The 19385-nt window shown below is 65.5% G+C and carries 15 protein-coding genes; 4 read left to right on the top strand and 11 right to left on the bottom strand.

Annotated features, from left to right (window positions below; all coding sequences use genetic code 11):
* Window positions 1–223: 223 nt before the first annotated feature.
* Window positions 224–697, bottom strand: coding sequence for a MogA/MoaB family molybdenum cofactor biosynthesis protein (locus I6E04_RS01455; protein ID WP_235421373.1), 474 nt, complete (start codon window positions 695–697; stop codon window positions 224–226).
* Between the two features lie 65 nt (window positions 698–762).
* Window positions 763–2025 carry a molybdopterin molybdotransferase MoeA gene (locus I6E04_RS01460; protein WP_235421374.1) on the bottom strand — a complete coding sequence of 421 codons (1263 nt, stop codon included), beginning with the start codon at window positions 2023–2025 and terminating at the stop codon, window positions 763–765.
* A 209-nt stretch (window positions 2026–2234) separates the two neighbouring features.
* Between I6E04_RS01460 and I6E04_RS01465 the strand changes: the two genes are divergently transcribed.
* Entirely contained in the window at window positions 2235–3641 is a 1407-nt protein-coding gene (locus I6E04_RS01465; RefSeq protein ID WP_235421375.1) for a chloride channel protein, read from the top strand.
* Window positions 3638–4609, top strand: a complete 972-nt coding sequence (locus I6E04_RS01470) for a diacylglycerol/lipid kinase family protein (RefSeq protein WP_235421376.1) — start codon at window positions 3638–3640, stop codon at window positions 4607–4609. The genes I6E04_RS01465 and I6E04_RS01470 overlap by 4 nt, the downstream gene beginning before the upstream one ends.
* An 88-nt stretch (window positions 4610–4697) precedes the next feature.
* On the opposite strand, the gene I6E04_RS01475 is transcribed toward I6E04_RS01470, so the two are convergent.
* A complete protein-coding gene (locus tag I6E04_RS01475) occupies window positions 4698–5276 on the bottom strand; it encodes a xanthine phosphoribosyltransferase (RefSeq protein ID WP_235421377.1) in 579 nt (192 codons plus the stop codon).
* 279 nt (window positions 5277–5555) lie between these two features.
* On the opposite strand from I6E04_RS01475, the gene I6E04_RS01480 reads away from it, so the two are divergent.
* Together I6E04_RS01480 and mscL are read left to right on the top strand one after the other, a co-directional pair.
* A complete protein-coding gene (locus tag I6E04_RS01480; protein WP_235421378.1) occupies window positions 5556–6635 on the top strand; it encodes a 6-phosphofructokinase in 1080 nt (359 codons plus the stop codon).
* Between the two features lie 198 nt (window positions 6636–6833).
* Window positions 6834–7307 carry a large conductance mechanosensitive channel protein MscL gene (mscL, locus tag I6E04_RS01485; protein ID WP_235421379.1) on the top strand — a complete coding sequence of 158 codons (474 nt, stop codon included), beginning with the start codon at window positions 6834–6836 and terminating at the stop codon, window positions 7305–7307.
* A gap of 157 nt (window positions 7308–7464) precedes the next feature.
* Here mscL and I6E04_RS01490 read toward each other — a convergent pair whose 3' ends face one another.
* From I6E04_RS01490 to I6E04_RS01525, 8 genes are all read right to left on the bottom strand, one after another.
* On the bottom strand, window positions 7465–8469 hold the full coding sequence (locus tag I6E04_RS01490) for a nucleoid-associated protein (RefSeq protein WP_235421380.1): 1005 nt from the start codon (window positions 8467–8469) through the stop codon (window positions 7465–7467).
* A gap of 75 nt (window positions 8470–8544) precedes the next feature.
* Complete coding sequence (locus I6E04_RS01495) at window positions 8545–9993, bottom strand: Mbeg1-like protein (RefSeq protein WP_235421381.1); 1449 nt, start codon at window positions 9991–9993, stop codon at window positions 8545–8547.
* Between the two features lie 63 nt (window positions 9994–10056).
* On the bottom strand, window positions 10057–11820 hold the full coding sequence (locus I6E04_RS01500; protein ID WP_235421382.1) for a glycoside hydrolase family 13 protein: 1764 nt from the start codon (window positions 11818–11820) through the stop codon (window positions 10057–10059).
* Window positions 11821–12013: 193 nt separating this feature from the next.
* Window positions 12014–12961 carry an L-lactate dehydrogenase gene (locus I6E04_RS01505; protein WP_235421383.1) on the bottom strand — a complete coding sequence of 316 codons (948 nt, stop codon included), beginning with the start codon at window positions 12959–12961 and terminating at the stop codon, window positions 12014–12016.
* A gap of 243 nt (window positions 12962–13204) precedes the next feature.
* Window positions 13205–14365 carry a pyridoxal phosphate-dependent aminotransferase gene (locus I6E04_RS01510; protein WP_235421384.1) on the bottom strand — a complete coding sequence of 387 codons (1161 nt, stop codon included), beginning with the start codon at window positions 14363–14365 and terminating at the stop codon, window positions 13205–13207.
* 72 nt (window positions 14366–14437) lie between these two features.
* A complete protein-coding gene (locus I6E04_RS01515; protein ID WP_235421385.1) occupies window positions 14438–16483 on the bottom strand; it encodes an NAD(+) synthase in 2046 nt (681 codons plus the stop codon).
* A gap of 568 nt (window positions 16484–17051) precedes the next feature.
* Complete coding sequence (locus I6E04_RS01520; RefSeq protein ID WP_235421386.1) at window positions 17052–18134, bottom strand: glycosyltransferase family 2 protein; 1083 nt, start codon at window positions 18132–18134, stop codon at window positions 17052–17054.
* A complete protein-coding gene (locus tag I6E04_RS01525; protein ID WP_235421387.1) occupies window positions 18127–19257 on the bottom strand; it encodes a glycosyltransferase in 1131 nt (376 codons plus the stop codon). The genes I6E04_RS01520 and I6E04_RS01525 overlap by 8 nt, the downstream gene beginning before the upstream one ends.
* Between the last annotated feature and the right edge of the window lie 128 nt (window positions 19258–19385).

The raw sequence follows: 19385 nt of genomic DNA on the forward strand, positions 1-19385 counted from the left end.
GGCGTATGCGAGGCACGCAAGGGTTGAAAGGAACACGTCCCCAAATAACCCATCCATGGTTTGGATGGAACACGTCCCCATCCAACTCCTTGCCCAACATTATACTCAGTTGAGAATAATAGATGACCGATGCGAGGAGAAATTGTTATCGGATAGAGGAACGGTCGAGCGTACGCGGTAAGCGGAAGCCATGGGTTGGATGGAATACGTCCCAACTGACCCCTCAGTGCCCTTCGCCTGCTGCCATCCGCACCGCATGCTCGAGCTGGTCGGCGATCGCCTCCCAGTTCTCGCGCGCCGCCTTCGTGGAACCCGGGAAGTTGACGACCAGAGCGCGCCCGCGCTGCATGCATACCGCGCGCGAGAGCATGGCCCGGCGCGTCTTGCTCATCGAATAGGCGCGCATCGCCTCGGCGATGCCGGGGACGTCGCGCTCACACGCATCCCTCGTCGCCTCCGGTGTCACGTCGCGTGGCGACAGCCCCGTCCCGCCGCAGGTGATGACGACATCCGCCGCAAGCTCGTCGACCGCGCGCACGATCTCGGACGCGATGCGTTCCCGGTCGTCGCGCACGACGACGTGCCCGACGACCGTCCACCCCGCTGCGTCGACGAGCGCCGCCAGTGCCGCCCCCGCCTCGTCGCTGTCGACATCGCGCGTATCCGAGCAGGTAATAAGTGCGATGGAAAGATCCATGACGACCTCCGAATCCAAAGATGGAACGCAGCGCCCTCTCCGCTGCACCCCCGACTGACCGCACATTACAGGACCGTGCCCTCGTCGATGTCGATGCGCACGCACGGAACCAGGTCGCCAGCCGTATAACCTTGCTTGCCCTCGGGCACCATGACGAGGCAGTTGGCATGCTGCAGCGTGCCGAGCAGCGAGGAGTCCTGGCTTTTGGCCTCGGTGACCGCCAGCTCGCCGGTCGCATCGTCGCGGACGACGCGCGCGCGATTGTAGTAACGGCGATCTTGCTTTTTGGGCACGTCGTGTCCGATGCGCGCCATCTGGACCGGGCGCGAACCGGCGGCAAAGCCCAGCATACGGCGAATCGCAGGCCGCGCGAGCATCTCGAAGCCGACGGCCGCGGCGGCGGGATTGCCCGAAAGTCCCAAAAACGGCACGTCGTGAACCATACCGAACGTGATGGCCTTGCCGGGGCGCAACGAGATGTGGTCGAACAGTACCTCGCCCTCCTGCGCCACGAGCGCCGTCACGTAATCGTAGTCGCCCGACGAGGCGCCCCCGCTGGTGATGACCATGTCGCACTCGGCGGCGGCGCGAAGCACGACCTCGCGGATGGCCGCCGGATCATCGGGCACGATCCCGAAATGCCGCGGTTCCGCGCCCGCCTCGCGAGCAGCGGCGAGCAGCACCGATGCGTTGGCATCGCGGATCTGACCGCGATGAGGCACGCACGAGGGCTCCACGATCTCGGACCCGATGGAGATGATGCCGACCACCGGCCGCGCATGGACGCCGACCTGCGCGGCGCCGGCCGACGCGAGCAGCCCCACGCCTGCCGCGCTCGGCACCTCGCCGGCACGCATGACGACATCGCCCGCCCGCGCCTCGAGACCGGCACGGCGCACGTCGTTGCCGGCAGGGACCGCCTGACGGAAGGCAACCCGCGAGCCTTCGTTGCCGTCGCCCGCCAGCACCTCGACGATCTCGTACTTGACCACGGCGTCGGCACCGTCGGGCATGGGCGCCCCCGTCATGATGCGGATCGTCTGGCCCGCGCCGACGACGCCCTCGAACACCTCGCCGGCGGCCTCGTGACCGATCACGTCCAGGATCACCGGGGAATCCTCGCCTGCACCCGCAAGATCGGCCGCCCGGACGGCGTATCCGTCCATGGCGCTGTTGGCGTACGGCGCCAAGTCGATATCGGTGACGACATCCTCGGCGAGCGGACGCCCCGACGCACGCCACGACGGGATGCGCACCGACGGCGTCGGCGTCACGTGATCCAACACGATCGCTTGCGCTGCTTCGAGTGAAATCATCTCCTTGGCCATGGAGGCCCCTTTCCTGCGATAAATCATTCTCATCCAAGAACAATCTATCACGAGTTACACACCCGAGCACCGCTCCTTCCGCCAACGGGCAAGATGGATGGCGCGCAGACGGCGGGGCTCGCGTGTCGAGCCGGTAACCGTCATCCCGCCGCGTGAGCGCCGACGTATAATGGCCATCGTCACCATCACGATGATCGAGGAGACCATCCATGCCCGCCCAACCTTCCGATATGCTTCGCCGCATGCGCCGCCACGGCACCGGCTTCATCAGCACGCTCGGCCTGGAACTCGCCCATACCGAGCGCATGCTCGCCACGGATGCCGTGCGCGACTGGGGCAACATGCGCGCGAGCCTACGGACCCTTGCGCTCACGTTGCTCGTCTCGGCGCTCATGGGCGCCGCGGCGTGGGCGTTTCTCACCTCGCTCGACATCGTCACCGACGCGCGCGAGCACCATATCTGGCTGTTCGCCCTGCTGCCGCTCGTGAGCGTGGCGACCGCGTGGGTCTACCGCAACCACGGTCTGCGCGCCGCGCGCGGCAACAACCTCGTGATCGACAGCTCCGTCACCGGAACGCCCATCCGCGCGCGCATGGCCGTCCTGACCTTCGTCTGCTCGGTCGCCACGCACCTCGCGGGAGGCTCCGCGGGCCGTGAGGGCACCGCCGTGCAGATCGGCGGCACGATCGCGAGCAACGTCGCCGGCCTGTTCCACCTCGACGGCCGCGAACGCCAGGACCTCATGCTCGCCGGCATTTCCGCCGCCTTCGGCGGCGTGTTCGGAACGCCGCTCGCCGGCGCGTTCTTCGGCATGGAGATGTGCACGATCGGCAAGCTCAACTACAGCGCCGGTATCTACTGCCTCGTCGCCTCGTTCACCGGCGACGGCGTGGCGCGCCTGCTCGGCATCGCGCACGCGAAAAACGCCATCGCCGCGGTGCCCGCCATGGAGCCCGCCACCGTCGCGCTCGTCGTCGTGTCCGCCGTGGTCTTCGGTTTGGTGGCGCGCTTCTTCTCGCTCGCCATCCGCACCGTCAAGCGCTTCTACGCCGCGCGCTTCACCAACTACCTCGTCGCCGCGCTCGTGGGCTCGCTCGTGCTGCTCGCCGTCTACCTCGCCTTCGGGCTCACCCGCTACGGAGGCCTGTCGGAATGGCTCGTAGGCGCGGGCTTCGAAGGCGCCACGACGCCGCTTGACGCCGCGGCGAAGCTCGTCATGACCGCGCTCACGCTGGGAGCCGGCTTCCAGGGCGGCGAGGTCACACCGCTGTTCGGTATCGGCGCGTCGCTGGGAGGCTGGATCGGCACCAGCACGGGCGTCGAGCCGAGCTTCATGGCGGCGCTCGGGATGATCGGCGTGTTCGGCGCCGCACTCAACGTGCCCATCACCACCATCATGCTGTCCGTCGACATGTTCGGCGGACAGGCGGCACCCTATTTCGTCATCGTCGCCTTCGTGAGCTACCTGGTGGCGGGCCATCGCGGGGTCTACCCGGCACAGCGCATCGTGACGCCTAAACGGCGCTCGCTCGCCGATGACGCGGGGACGACCGTCGAGGCGGCCATCGAGCACCATCGCGACCAAACGACCGGACAGGAGCGTGACGACGCATGATCGAGCAAAGCGACCTCGGGCGCACCCTCATCATCGTGAACCCCGCCGCCCAGTCGGGCGCCGCCGGCGAGGTCGGCGAGCGACTCCAGCGGTTTTTGAGCATGTACCTGCATGGCCGGGATCGATTCGAGCTCGTGCGCACCGAGGGGCCGCGCCACGCCATCGAACTCGCCGCCGACGCCGCGCGGTTCGACAGCGTGCTCGCCGTCGGTGGCGACGGCATCATCCACGAGGTGGCGAACGGGCTGATGCACATCGAGCGCGACAGCCGCCCCGCGCTCGGCGTCGTGCCCGTGGGCTCGGGCAACGATTTCGCGAAGACGCTCGGCATCCCGGAGGTCTCCTGCGACACCGATCTCGCCCGCGTCCTCACGTGCGAAAGGACGCCGTTCGACGTCGGGCGCGTGGAGTATGCGCCGGCGCAGGGGCCATCGAGCGCTCGACGCGTCGAGTACTTCGTCGAGACGTGCTCGTTCGGACTCGACGCGGCGATCGGGCTGGGAACCTACACGCTTCGCACCTCCACCGGACTGCGCGGGGCGCCGCTCTACACGCTGAGCGGGCTGCGGACCTTCGGGCTGCGCTACCGCGACTACCCCGCCACGGTGACGATCGGCGACGCCGAGCCGCAGCGAATCCGCACGCTGATCTTCGCCATCCAGCTCGGCCCGACCTACGGATCGGGTTATCGGATCTGCCCGGACGCCGATCCGGCTGACGGTCTGTTCGACATCTGCTACGCGAGCGGACCGGCGCCGCGCGTCATCGCCCTGCCGCTGTTCCTGTCCGCGAAAGACGGGCACCATCTGGGCTCGAACCTCATCCACGCCCAACGGACGACGCACGTCGAGCTCGACTTCGACGAGGCGGACTATCCCATCCAAGCGGACGGTGAGCGCATCGAGGCGACGCGCGCCACGGTGACGTGCCTAGCCGCCGAGCTCGACGTCCTCAAGCCGGCGCGATAGGACACGCGCGACGGCGCATTCGACCATCCGCGCGGCAGCATGCCCACGCGGACCTATTCGATTCCAAGCAGAGGGTGGAACGTCCCCGTTAGGCGAACGTGAGCTCGCCGGTCTCGCAGTCCATGCTGACCAGGCGCGCCAGGCTCTCGACGTGGTAGCCGCGCTCGCGCAGCTTGTCGCCGCCGCCCTGGAAACCCTTCTCGATGGCGATACCGATACCCTCGACGGTGGCACCGGCGCTCTCGACAATGGTGATGAGGCCCTCGAGCGCGCAGCCGTTGGCCAGGAAGTCGTCGATGATCAGCACGTGGTCGTCGGGGTTGAGGAAGCGGCGGCCGACGATCACCGGATACTCGCGCTTCTTGGTGAACGAGTAGATGGTCGTGGCGTACTGCTCGCCGTCCAGATTGATGGACTGGGCCTTTTTGGCGAAGACGACCGGCACGTTGCCGAAATGCTGCGCGGCGATGCAGGCGATACCGATACCGCTGGCCTCGATCGTCAGGATCTTGTTGATGTTCGCGCCCTCGAATAGACGGGCCCATTCGGCGCCCATATGGTCGAACAGCTCGACGTCGCACTGATGGTTGAGAAACGCATCCACTTTGAGCACGTTTCCAGCCTTGACGATACCGTCTTGACGGATGCGATCCTCGAGTTCCTTCATAGCCCAGCCTTCCCCATCGTTCGCGCTGACACCGCGCTGTTTGCCTTAATCTAGCAGGATACCACGTTCGACCGGCGCCACGCGGATCGAGCCGCCGCGTCTTTGCCCGGTCCCAACCGCCGGCCTCACGGGACCGGACGCGCCGGACCACCGCATACCCATATGCAATACATCTGCATCGCCATGGGATAACTTTACAGACCCACGACACCGCGGGCCATACGTTGCGCTACACTTCCTACGGTGCAGAATCAACCGAATCGATATGGGGGGATTTCCATGCTGAGGATCGGCCTTCTCACGAGCGGTGGCGACTGCCAGGCGCTCAACGCCACCATGCGCGGTATCGTCAAGACGCTCGAGAACAACTGCAAGGACGGCCTTGAGATCTACGGATTCGAGGATGGCTACCAGGGACTCATCTACAGCCGCTTCCGTGTCATGACGCCGCACGACTTCAGCGGCATCCTCACGCGCGGCGGCACGATCTTGGGCACCAGCCGTACGCCCTTCAAGATGCTCGACACCCCCGAGGCCGACGGCGTCGAGAAGGTCCCCGCCATGGTGCAGACCTACCATAAGCTCCGACTCGACTGCCTGTTCATGCTGGGCGGCAACGGCTCGACCAAGACGGCGAACCGCCTGTCGCAGGAAGGCCTGAACGTCATCGCGCTGCCCAAGACCATCGACAACGACACCTGGGGCACCGAGCGGACCTTCGGTTTCTCGAGCGCGGTGGAGGTCGCCACCGAGTGCATCGACAACATCCACACCACCGCCAGCTCGCATGGCCGCGTCTTCGTCATCGAGATCATGGGTCACAAGGTCGGCTGGATCCCGCTGTACGCAGGCGTCGCCGGCGGTGCGGACGTCATCTTGATCCCCGAGATCCCGTTCGACATGAAAAACGTCATCAACACCATCGAGCGCCGCATGGAGCGCGGAAGCCGCTTCACCATCGTGGCGGTCGCCGAGGGCGCCATCTCCAAGGAGGACGCGAAGCTGTCCAAGAAGGAGTACAAGAAGAAGGTCGCCGAGCGCACCTCTCCCTCCATCGTCTACGACATCGCCAAGGAGATCGAGGCCAAGACCGGTCGCGAAACCCGCGTCGCCATCCCCGGTCACACGCAGCGCGGCGGCGAGCCCGATGCGCAGGATCGCGTGTTCGCCACGCAGTGCGGCGCCGAGGCGGCGCTCGGGTGCCTTGCCGGCGAGTATGGCTACATGATCTCCCAGATCGGTGGCAGGATGACGCGCGTGCCGCTGTCCGAGGTCGCCGGCAAGCTCAAGTACGTCGACCCCGAATGCGACCTCATCCGTGAGGCCAAGGCGCTCGGCATCAGCTTCGGCGACGAATAGGAGCACGCGGTTCGACAGACCCCTGCCGCATGCAACCCCATGAAGCGGCGGCCCTCCTGCAGGGCCGCCGCTTTTCCATGACGCCAAGCTGTTGACGCGCGTCTTCACCTATCGGTTGAACCGTCTAGCCTCCACGCGTCGACGCGTCATAATGAGCGTTTGGTTTTTTCACCCACCCTGTATTGCAAAAGGAGCACCATGGCGCAGGACAAGAAAAGCATCATCCAGGAATTCATCGAGTTCATCAGCCGCGGTAACGTCGTCGACCTCGCCGTCGGTGTCATCATCGGCGGCGCGTTCACCTCGGTGGTGAACTCGCTCGTCTCGACCATCATCCAGCCCCTCATCTCCGCGATCGGCGGCAGCCCCGAGGTCAAGGGCCTCTCGCTGGTCCTCAACGGCCAGACCGTCGACTTCGGCGCCTTCATCTCCGCGGTCATCAGCTTCCTGATCACCGCCGTCGCCGTGTTCGCCATCATCAAGGGTATGAACACCTTCAACGACCTCAAGGAGATGGCCATCAAGAAGGCCGGTCTCGCCAAGCAGGCCGAGGAGGAGGCCGCACCTGCGCCGCGCACCTGCCCCTTCTGCAAGCAGGAGATCGCCGACGACGCCACCCGTTGCCCGCACTGCACCTCCAAGCTCGAGGGCTACGAGAACGCCGCCGAGTAACCTCCGCGACGCATCGCAACGGCAACGCCCCGTGGTTCCGATGGACCACGGGGCGTTTTTCTTGCCGTAGAACGGGACGTCGGGATCAGGCGCGCCTACCGCTTGCCGACGCCATATGACGGGGCGGCACCCGGCACCACCCCGCCGCATGGTCGCATCAGCGGTTCTCGATGCTCCCGATGTTCTTGAGCTCGATCGAGATCAGACCGTTGGGCTCGTTGACGAACTGCACGTACTCGGTGTTGCGCAGCATCTCGGCGGGGAAGGTGATCTCGATGCCCGTGTCCGTGCGGATCTTATGGTTGCGCACCGCCGCGCGCTCCACTTGGACGCGTTCGACCGGCACGTGCTCGGGCAGCCGCTCCTCGCGCATCTGCGTCTCGAATCGCTCGCGCATCGCCGGCTCGTCCTCGAAGATCTCGTCGGCAAGGTCCCACGGGGCGATCTCCTCGTCCTCCTCCACGCGCTCGCACACGACCTCCTTGGCGCGCGCGAGGGCGACGGCGGTATTGGCGCCATGCTCCTCGGCGACCTCGGCCACGATGCGCGTCACGGTCTCGATGACCTCCTTGCCCGACACGCCCGTGGAGCACTGCAGCAGCCCATCGGGGATGATCATCGTGTCCTCGCCGGCGATCTTGCGCTTCTTGTCCTGGTAGAAGATCTCCATCGAGCTGGCGCGCACGAGCGCGTAGCTCGACACCTTCTGCGACGGGCTCGGCAGGATGGCGTAATGGCGCGCGATGTCGTTGCGCACCTCGCCGCCCTCGCGCGCCACCTCGTGCATGAACGCCATACGGCTGCCCATGAGCAGGATCGCGAACCACCGCACGTCGTCATCGTCGTCGAAGTCCGCCACCAGGATGTCGGTCGACTCCGCCTTGTCGGCTTTCGCGAGCTCGCCGGCGAAGAACTCGGCGATCTGCTGCGATAGGTCGATGAAGTCGCGGTCGCCGAACAGGAACGCCTTGAGCTCGGCGGCAAAGGCGCTGCTCTCGGCAAACGACCCGCGCTTGTTGTCCGCGCTCGTGCGGGCACGGCGCAGATGCGACGTCACGAACGAGCGGACGGCGCGCGTGTCGAGATCGAGCTCGCGGGCGCTCATGACGTTCACCGCGGAATCGAAATCCAGAATATGCAGGATGGCATGGTTGATCTTCATGCAGGGGTCTCCTTCGCGTCGATCGGGCGTGCAAAGTATACCAAGCCGACGCGACACGGGAACCGGCACGGCGCATCACGCCGTAGCGTCGTCCTCCTCCTCATGCGACGGCAGCAGCGACTCGACGAGCGACGAGGAGGCATCGAGGACACGGTCGATCGTCGCCACCCGGACGAGCGCCTTGAGCACGTCCATGACGAACGCGCGCTGCTCGGGCGCGAGCGATTCCGCGGCATCGCGCATGGCTGGCAGGCTCGTGCGCCAGGAATCGCGGATGTCGGCGAAACGCTGCGCGCCGGTCACGCCGAGCACGTCGAACAGGGTCGCGATGAAGGCACCGCGTTCCTCGGGTGTGAAGCGGTCCATCCAATCGGCAACCGTCGCCCCGAAATACCGCGAGCTCGCCGACAGGCCGTCGGCGCGCCGGAACTCGCAGCCGTCGGCCTCCCACAGGAAGGGATTGTGCTGCAGCACCGAGATGCCGCCGCTCTCGACGACCGTAAAATCGCGCTCGGTATCCATGATGAGGCCGATGATCGAGGACTTGGGGACGGTCTTGTCCACGCGGTCGCGGATCCGCGTATACCCGTCGCCCTCCACCAGCGCCCGGTCGAACCCCGGCCCATCGTGCGAGAACACGCGCACGATGCGGTCTTGGACGGACGCGGGCACCGTCGCGGCGGCATATACGGCCAAGTTGCCGCCTTTGGAGTGACCGCCGAGGTAGAGCGGCCCATCCACACGGGACGCCACACGCTCCACGTACGCGCGCGCCTCGCGCTGCGAGGGCACCGGGCAACGCGAGGCCATGTCGAAGTCCTCGCGCCAGCCGACGAGCGTCGAATCGGTCCCTCGAAACGCGATGTAGGCGCCCCCGCCGGGCAGCGTGAACGTCATCGCGGCGAACTGCTCGGCCGATGCCTTATCGGTCTTGAAGGCAAAACAGGTCAGGCGCGCATCGCGGAAGCGCGGGCTCGCGCACACGGCGAACAGGAGCTCGCGGCTTCCCTCGGGGTCCCAGCTGGTGCCGAACATGGACTCGAAATCCTCCGCGCGCAGCAGCTCGTGCAAGGCGATGCCCTCGCGCGTGCGCGCATGACGAAGCGGGGCGGAAAGCCGATAGTACGCCAACCAGGAGAACACGAGGCTGTCGAGTTCGCACAGCGGGCGCTTGGTAAAGGGATCGAGCGCCGTCTGGGCGTACGTCAGAAAGGAACCGGGCTTTGCCGTCGACGACGGCGACGCATCGTCGTCCCCGTGCTGAGGCTCGGTATCGTGAGCTTCGGATTCCTTAGACGACGCCGTACCGAACGGAAGCTTGGCCACGATCGTGGCGAGCACGCCGGTACGGGAATCGTCCGCGGGCGCGTCGGGCTGCGACGCACCCGCGGACTCCGCACGTTGCGATGAGCCTACCGGGTCAGAAGAGCGCTCGGAAGGACCCGATGCAGCCGTCGCGTGCACCGCAGCATCCGCAACCTCTTCCGACGGGCGCGTATCCCGCTCATCACCCTGCACCGCCATCGCCGTCCCATCCGTATTCGATCCCAACGCGTTCCATGATAGCGCGCATGTGCATGCGAGAGGTCAGACAAGGAACCACGCAGCGCAATCCTGTGGGATGCGACCGAAGGACAGGTCGTCCGATGCCATGAGCAGCTCTCCCTCGGGGGCCGGCACCGCCTGGGCGCCGAAGTTCACGATGCAGGTGAACGTCTTGCCGCACGCGACGGGGCGGCGATAGGCGATGACCTGATCGGGCGTCGGGCCGAGCTCTCCTGCGGGAACCCACGAAAGCGACGTGTCACCTGTCACCGTGAGCAGTCGCGCACGAAGATCGAGAACACGACGGTAGAACGACAGCATCGACGTGGGATCGTCCGTCTCGACGTCCACGGCGTGGTCGGCGAACCAGCGCGGTTGCGGCAGATGCGGCGCTGCGGAGGCGTCGGCGCGGGACATGCCGGCCTGCGGCGCCGAGAAACCGAACGAACCGGTCATCCCCTCACCGAACGCCTCGTTCCATGCGGCGGGCTTCGGCATGTCGGATGCAGCCCACGGCAGCGGGACGCGACAGCCGTCGCGGCCCTTGATCGCATCCCCATGGGCGGTGCGGCGCGCCTGCGGGTCCTCCAGACGGTCCCACGGGATATCGGCGACCTCGAACAGGCCGAGCTCCTCACCCTGATAGATGTAGACCGACCCGGGCAACCCCATCTCCATGAGCAAGGCGGCACGGGCGCGGCGCGTGCCCAGCGTGCGATCCTCTACATAGGTCGCACCGTCGCGCAGCAGCCAATCGGTCACGAACTGGTGGTGCACGGTCGCCTTGACCTGCGGCAAGCCGTAGCGCGTCGCATGGCGCGGCACGTCGTGGTTCGACAGCACCCAGGTGCTTGTCGAGCCGGACAGCTCGGCGCAGGACAGGCCCTCTTCGATCGCGCGGCGGAAGTCCGCCGCGAACCAGTCGGCCTTTGCGAACTCGAAGTTGAACACCTGACCCAGCTCGTCGGGCGACGCGTAGAAGCGTTGATGCTCGGGGGCGACCCACGCCTCGGCGACTGCGAACCGCGGCGGTTCGTACTCGTTGAAGACCCGGCGCCATTCGCGGTAGATGTCGTGCACCTCCGGGCGGTCCCAAAGCGGGTTGGATACGTTACCCTCGCCCTGACGCGGATCTTGGTCGAGCTCATCGAGCGGCCGGCTCTCCAGATCCTTGGCGAGCGCATGCGCGACATCGATGCGGAATCCATCCACCCCGCGATCGGACCAGAAGCGCAGGGTCGTCTTGAACTCCTCGTGCACATCGGGGTGCTTCCAGTTGAGATCGGGCTGCTCTTTGGCAAACAGATGCAGGTACCACTCCCCATCCTCGACGCGCTCCCAGGCCGAACCGCCGAAGCAGGACTTCCAGCCGTTGGGAGGCAGCTCGCCATGTTCGCCGCGGCCGGGACGGAAGATATAGCGATCGCGCTCGGGGGAACCGGGTCCAGCCGCGAGCGCCGCCTGGAAGAACCGATGACGATTCGAGGTATGGTTGGGGACGATATCGACGATGACCTTGATGCCGCGTGCGTGCGCCGCGGCGACCATATCATCGAAATCCACGAGGGTGCCCAAGCGCGGATCGACGTCGCGATAGTCGATCACGTCGTAGCCGCCATCGGCAAGCTCGGACGGATAGAACGGGGAGAGCCAGATGGCGTCGATACCGAGACGCTCGAGGTAATCCATCTCCGTCGTGACGCCGCGGATATCCCCCAGACCATCCCCGTCGGCATCGCGGAAGCTACGCGGATACACCTGGTACACGACCGCCTGCTTCCACCAGTCACGCGCCTGATCGACCATGATGACCTCCTGTTCCACGCGTTCGCTACGAGGTCATTCTATCGCGTGCATCTTGTACGAACAAGGAACGCATCATGGCGAAATGCAGCCTGTTTGCCGGCGCGATATGGCATGACGCGAGGCACGCTGCGGCCATGGGGCCGCCGCGCACCACAGAGGACCATGCGACGGGCGGTTAGGGGACGGCGCGGATCTAGCGAAGCCCCGCCCGGTCGATCACATCCGACAGCGCGGCCGCCGAACGGTGCAGTTCGCCGAACTCATCGTCGTCCAGCGAGATCGGCACGCGGCACTCGATGCCGTCGCGACCGACGATCGTGGGCATCGAGATGCAGATGTCGGACAGGCCGTACTCCCCCACCATCAGGCTGGAGACCGGCAGCACGCACTTCTCGTCGCGCATGATCGCCGTGCACAGCCGCGTGACCGACATCGCGATGCCGTAGTAGGTCGCGTGCTTGCGCTTGATGATCTCGTAGGCGGCGTTGCGGACCTCGTCGGCGATGCGGCGCTCGGCCTGCTCGTGGTCGAAGTGACCGCGCATCTCGCAGAAGTCCTTGAGCGGAACGCCCGCGACATCGGCGCTCGACCAGACCGCGAGCTCCGAATCGCCGTGCTCGCCGATGATATAGGCCTCCACGTCGCGCGGATCGACACCCAGATGCGCGCCGAGCGCTTCCTGCAGGCGAGCGGTGTCGAGCACCGTGCCCGATCCGATCACCCGGCTTTCGGGCAGGCCGGACATCTTCATGGCCGCGTACGTGAGCACATCGACGGGATTGGACACGATGAGCAGGATGCCCTCGAAGCCCACCTCGCGGATGTTCGGGATGATGCTGCGGTAGATCGCGACGTTCTTGTTCACCAGGTCGAGGCGCGTCTCGCCGGGCTTCTGCGCGGCGCCCGCCGTCACGACGATCATCGCCGCATCGGCGGCATCGCGATAGTCGCCGGCGTAGATCCGCATGGGGGCGGCGAACGGCGAGCCGTGGCTGATGTCGAGCGCCTCCCCTTCGGCGCGAGCGCGATCGACGTCGATGAGGACCATCTCCGAGAACAGCCCGCTCTGCATGAGCGCGAACGCCGAGGACGACCCGACGAACCCGCATCCGACGACGGCGACCTTCCTGTTATCGACCATGATGTGCACCCCTTATCCAGGTTGATCGGTCTGTGTACCACGGTGTTGAATATATCCCGTTTCGCCGACACCAGACGGGCGGGGCTTTATTCCTACTGCACTTGTAACAATTACACGGGACGCACACATCGCCCGTCGCAATATAGGTCAGTTGGGGACGTGTTCGGTCCAACCCATTTGAGGCGCCGGTAAGCGCAAAAAGGGCTGGACGGGATACGTCCCCAACTGACCCATGTCGGATGTTTAGATGCCGGCGGCCTCGATGGCGTCGACCGCGGCTTTCAGGCCCTCGGGCGGCAGCACGAGCGCCATGCGCACATAGCCCTCACCGTGCGGACCGAAGCTCGCACCCGGGGTGACGATCACGCCGGCGCGCTCCATGAGCTCCTCGCAAAACGCCATGGAATCGGTACGCCCGCCGGGCAGCTTGGCCCACACGAACATCGTGCCGTGGGCGTTGGGCCGCTCCCATCCGATGCGCTCCAAGCCGTCGCAGAGTGCGTCACGGCGCTGCTGGTACTTGAGCCGCTGCGCCTCGACCTCGTCGAGCGGGCCGGTAAGCGCGGCGATCGCGGCGCGCTGGATCGGGAAGAACATACCGAAGTCGATCTGACCGCGCAGCTTGGCGAACGCCGCCACGACATCCGCGCGGCCGACGATGAAGCCGATGCGCGCGCCGGTCACGTTGAAGGACTTGGACAGCGAGAAGAACTCGACGCCCACCTCGAGCGCACCCGGATAGCTCAGGAAGCTGCCGCCGTGTGGACCGTCGTACACGATGTCGGAGTAGGCGTTATCGTGCACGATCAGCAGGTCGTGCTCGCGCGCGAAGGCGATGATCTCCTCGTAGAGCTCGGGCGTGCCCACGCTGCCCACGGGATTGGCGGGCAGGGACACGATCATGTACTTGGCGCGATCGGCCACCTCGGGATCGATACCGGCAACATACGGCAAAAAGTCGTGCTCGGCGTTGAGCGGATAGTACGCGAGCTCGCCGCCGGCGATCTTCACGCCCGCCTCGAACACCGGGTAGCACGGATCGGGCACGAGCACCGTGTCGCCGGGATCGAGCAGCGCGAGCCCCAGATGACCCACGCCCTCCTGCGTGCCGTTGCAGCTGGCGACCATGTCGGGCGTGATGCCCTCGACACCGAAACGGCGCGCGTAGTAGTCGCACACCGCCTGCTTGAGCTCGGGTAGGTCACCCAGGCTGTACTTCCATTCGGCCGGCTCGGATGCCGCGGAGCGAAGCGCCTCGACCACATGGTCGTACGGGGCGAAATCCGGCGTGCCGACCGACAGGTTGTAGATCGTGCGGCCTTCCACCTCGAGCTTGAGACGACGCTGGTTGAGCGAGGCGAACACCTCGTCGCCGAACTGGTCGAGCCGCTTTGAGAACTGCATGGGTATAGCTCCTCTACGTAGAAAGTTTCAACGGGATGGTCGGACGGGACGCCGTGCGCCGGACACGCCCTATCAGGATACGGGCTCGAGCTCGTCGATCTCGGTGAGCCACAGACGTGCGCTCGCATCGGACGGCATGCGCCAATCGCCGCGCGGGCTGAGCGTGACCGAGCCCACCTTGGGACCGTCGGGCAGACAGCTGCGCTTGAACTGCTGGGCGAAGAAGCGCCGGTAGAACACACGCAGCCAGCTCCACACGGTGCGCTCGTCGTACTCGCCGGCAAACGAGCGGCACGCCATGCGGTAGATCTTGCCCGGCGTAAAGCCGAAGCGCAGCAGATGATACAGGAAGAAGTCGTGCAGCTCGTAGGGCCCCACGAGGTCTTCGGTCCTCTGCGCGATCTGGCCGTCGCCGGTCGGCGGCAACAGCTCGGGCGAGACGGGCGTGTCCAGGATATCGAGCAGGGTCTCCTCGATCTTGCCGCCGTACAGACCTGCCGCATAGCGCACGAGATGTCGCACGAGCGTCTTGGGAACGCTCGCGTTCACCGCGTACATGCTCATATGGTCGCCGTTGTACGTGGCCCAGCCGAGGGCGAGCTCGGACAGGTCGCCGGTGCCGATCACGAAGCCTCCGAGCTCGTTGGCGAGGTCCATGAGGATCTGCGTGCGCTCGCGGGCCTGGCTGTTCTCGTAGGTGACGTCGGTGACGGCCGGATCGTGCCCGATATCGGAGAAGTGCCGCTCAACCGCAGCATGGATCGAGATCTCGCGGAAATCCACGCCGAGGGCGCGAGCGAGCGTCTCGGCATTGCCCTTGGTGCGCCCCGTCGTGCCGAACCCCGGCATGGAGACGGCGGTGATGCCGGTACGCGCCAAACCGAGGGCATCGAAGGCGCGCACGGTGACGAGCAGGGCGAGCGTGGAATCGAGGCCGCCGGACAGGCCGATGACGGCGTGCTCGGTGCCGGTATGGGCAAGGCGCGTCTTGAGGCCCGCCGCCTGCAGACCGAAGATCGTCTCGCAGCGCTCGGCAAGATCACCCCGATCGGCGGGAACGAAGGGGGTGCGGGCAAAGACGCGATCGCACGCGAGTGCGGAGCGCATGAGCTGTGGCACCGCGGCGGGGCGGTCCTCTCCGGCGACGCAGGCGGCACCCAGATAGGAAAAGTCGACGACGCCGCGGGCACCATGGGCGAACGCCGGCTTTTCCCACGTGGTGCAGCGGCGACGCTCGGCGAGCAGACGGTCGAGGTCGACGTCGGCCACGGCCATGTCGCAGGTGAACAGGTCGGTACGGGCGACGAGGCCGCCGTTTTCGGCGATGAGGTTCTCGCCGGCGAAGACCAGATCGGTCGTGGACTCCCCCTCGCCCGCATCGGCATACGCATAGGCGCAGTACAGGCGCGCGGACTGCCCGCATACCAAGTCGCGACGGTACTCCGCCTTGCCGATCACCTCGTCGGAGGCCGACGCGTTGAGGATGATGGTCGCGCCACCGCTCACCGCCATGTCGATCGAAGGCGGAGCGGGCACCCACAGGTCCTCGCAGACCTCCACACCGATCGCCACGTCCTCAAGACCGGCGTCAACGCACCGGTAGACGGTACCCCACCCGATGGACACGGGCTCCTGGCCCGCGTAGCGGATGGGACGCATGGGGTTGATCGGCGCGGGTGCGAACCAGCGGCGCTCGTAGAACTCGCTGTACGTGGGCAGGTTGCGCTTGACGGTAAGACCCAGCAGGCGACCTGCGCAGCACACGGCGACGCAGTTGAACAGGGACTCCTCGTACGCGACGGGAACGCCGAGCGTGAACAGGATCGGCAGCTCGCGCGTCTCGTCGAGCAGCCGCTCCACGGCGTGCTCGCAGGCGCGCAGCAACGTGCGGTCCAAGAACAGGTCCGCGCAGGTATACCCGGTCAGGTTGAGCTCGGGCAGCACGAGGGCGCCGACGCCTTGCCGTGCCGCCTCTTGGATGCAGGCAAGCGCCGCCGTGGCGTTCGCCTCGACGTCGGCCACGCGAATCTTAGGCGTCGCCGCGGCGATGCGGAAAAAACCATCCTCGGCCATCTGGGCCGCCCCGCCGTCAGGACGTGTGAAGGTCTGCTGGTCCATGCTCGCTCCTTTACGTGTATCCCTGCCCGTAATTGTAGCCGCTCACAGGGTGGCCGCAACCCGAGCGCTTTGATCGGGCTTCCGCTTAGAACGGGAAATACCGGCGATGGCGAACTCCGGATACGCTCTCAGAACACAACGGCCCAACCGCATCACATCATTTCTGGGAACCTATGGAAGGATCGCCGCGTTAATATACATGCAACGGGCTTAGAGCAATCAAATTATGCATGAGCAATGCCGCACCGTACGAGCCGGATCGTTCAGTTCCGGCTCTGGTTCCAAAATACGATAGTTTCTAGTTGAAATCGCGCGAGCAAACGAGCCTGCATGAGACATCGGGTAAGAAGACTGTCAGATGGATATCTAGTTCTTTATATAAGATATCTTGCAGCAAAATCTTGGACGGTCATCGGTCGACTCACAATATAAGAAACATTATGTATAGACCAGCGCGGCCTCCGAATTAACTAGAAACTCATCGATTTTGTAACACGCCATCGAAACGAAAGGCGAGAGCTAGACGGAAACATCCGATTCCGGGCACGGCAACGTAAGGTCCGTCCCACTATCGTCCTAAAACCCGCTCGATACAGGCCGCAAGGCCGCGCGTAGCAACGAAGAAGCGAACCAACCCGATACGGCTCACGCGAAGCGCATCCCCATCGGCAGCTGCCACGGCGCAGGCGGCGCAACGCACTGCCGGGTGCGCCGGCAGCTCCACCCAGTTCGGGCCGAACGCATGCTCGAGCATGGCCGCAAGGCGGCGGACGCTTGAAGCCGCACACCGCCCAGATGCCCTCACGATGTCGAACAGCGTGAAGTCCAAGCACCAGGTCACCATCTCGGGCGCACAGGACGGGCGGACGCCGCGAACCTCCCACTCCCTGAAGATGCTCCCCAACACGTCAAGGTGCTGTGCCAGCTTACGCTCGCACGACGAGCGTTCGTTGAAATCGTGCGTGAGCGACCCCTCCTGCATGCGGTAGCGATAGAGCTTGTCCGAGATGAGCACCGTGGTCCGAGCCAGCGGATAGACGGTGAACAGAAACGGCACGTCCTCGGCGAAACGCAGCGATTCGTCGAACGTGAGCCCCCATCTGCGGACAAAGGATGCGCACAGCGCCACGCGGCACGCATAGGGCTGCGCATGAGCCGAGAACAGCAGCGCGGGATCGAACCGGCGATACACCGTATCCACAGGGCTCAGCAGCATGCGGATGCGCGCCGACGCGAGCCGCTCGGGCTCGCACACCGCCCCGAACGTCACGGCATCGACGGCTTCGTCGGATTCGAACGCCTGGAGCACGCGCTCGCACAGGATGGGCTCGATTGTGTCGTCCGAATCGACAAACACGAGGTAGCGGCCGCATGCCGCGCGCATTCCGGCGTTGCGTGCCGCCGAGAGACCGGCGTTCGGCTGACGCAACACGCGCATGCGGGGATCGCGGGAGGCGTAGGTTGCCAGCACGTCCGCCGCGGCGTCGGGCGAGCCGTCGTCCACGCACACGACCTCGATATCCGCGAACGTCTGCGCCAGGATGGAGTCAAGACAGGCCGGCAGCGTCCGTTCCGTGTTGTAAACCGGCACGATGATCGAGAAGATCGGCTCGGCCGTGCGCGAATCCGTCGCGTTGGCCCCGCTACCCATGGCGCAACCTGTCCCGCGCATATGCGGCGAGCAGACCGAGGCCGCCAAGCCGCAGGTAGTGCCAAGCACGTCCCGCCGGACCCGCCCCGGCGTACGCGGCGTTGCGGCGCACCCACGCGGCGGGATCGCACATGATCGCCTCGAGATTGGCGCGTTTCCAAGGCTTCAAGTCGTCAAGCGCGAACCACCCTCGGTCGATCGCGTGCGCAAACTCCCGTGCCATGCGCGTCAGGAACATCTCGCGGTACTCGGGCGCCAGACGTACGTAGCTCCACAGATACGAATCGTACTTAGCGACCTGGGCGATTCGAAGAAGCCGTGCCGCCTCGTCCGACCCGTGTCGAGGCTCGAAAACCCGCACGATCCACCGCTCGACCTCGGCATATTCGTCGCAGACGCAAAAGACCTTGTCGGACGCGTGCACCGAGGATCCTTCGTTGTCCTGGCGGTAGCGCAGCACCGCGTCGTGCACATAGGTCACACGATCGGCGGCCGCCAACGCCTTGAAGGCAAACGAGCAGTCCTGGAACGACGCGCCGGGCGTCGGCAAAAACCGGATACCCGCTTGCTCCAAGAAGGCGCGACGATATACGGCCGACCAGATGGAAGGCTGCTCGTAAAAGATGAACGGATCTTTGCGCGGACACACGGCGGCATCGCAGCGGGCGGCATCGACGACCTCGGAGAACTCGACCCGCTCGCGCGGCCGCGCCCAGTACCGGTCGAAATTGCCCTTGACGATGTCGGCGTCGGTCCTGCGCGCCGTGTCGTACAGGAGCCGAAGACTATCGGGATACAGCACATCATCGGGTTCGAGGATGCCGATGTAGACACCGCGCGCGGCAGTGAGCCCTCGATTCATGGAATCGCCGTACCCCGAATTGGCCTTCGAGATCACGCGGATGCGGTCGTCACGGCGCGCGAACTCATCGATAACCGCCGCCGAGCCGTCGGTCGACCCATCATCGATGCAGACGATCTCGAAATCGGAAAGCGTCTGGGCGCAGGCCGAGGCAAGGCTTTCGGGCAGGTAGCGCTCCATGTTGTAGATAGGCATGAGCAACGAAAGCGCCGGAGCAGGTGATTCCGCAAGCCTTTCGTCATCGCAATCGTGTTCCCTCATCCGCATCGAACCTCACCGAACCGGTAGTTTTTCGGCTCATGGTTCCCCGGCGCGCACGCGCCGAATCCCGCTTCATCCTATTGCCACGCGCTCTTCACATAGCTAAAGAAACCATCACGTTTCGATAG

It is taken from the genome of Collinsella tanakaei, assembly GCF_021531055.1.
Lineage (GTDB): Bacteria > Actinomycetota > Coriobacteriia > Coriobacteriales > Coriobacteriaceae > Collinsella > Collinsella tanakaei_B.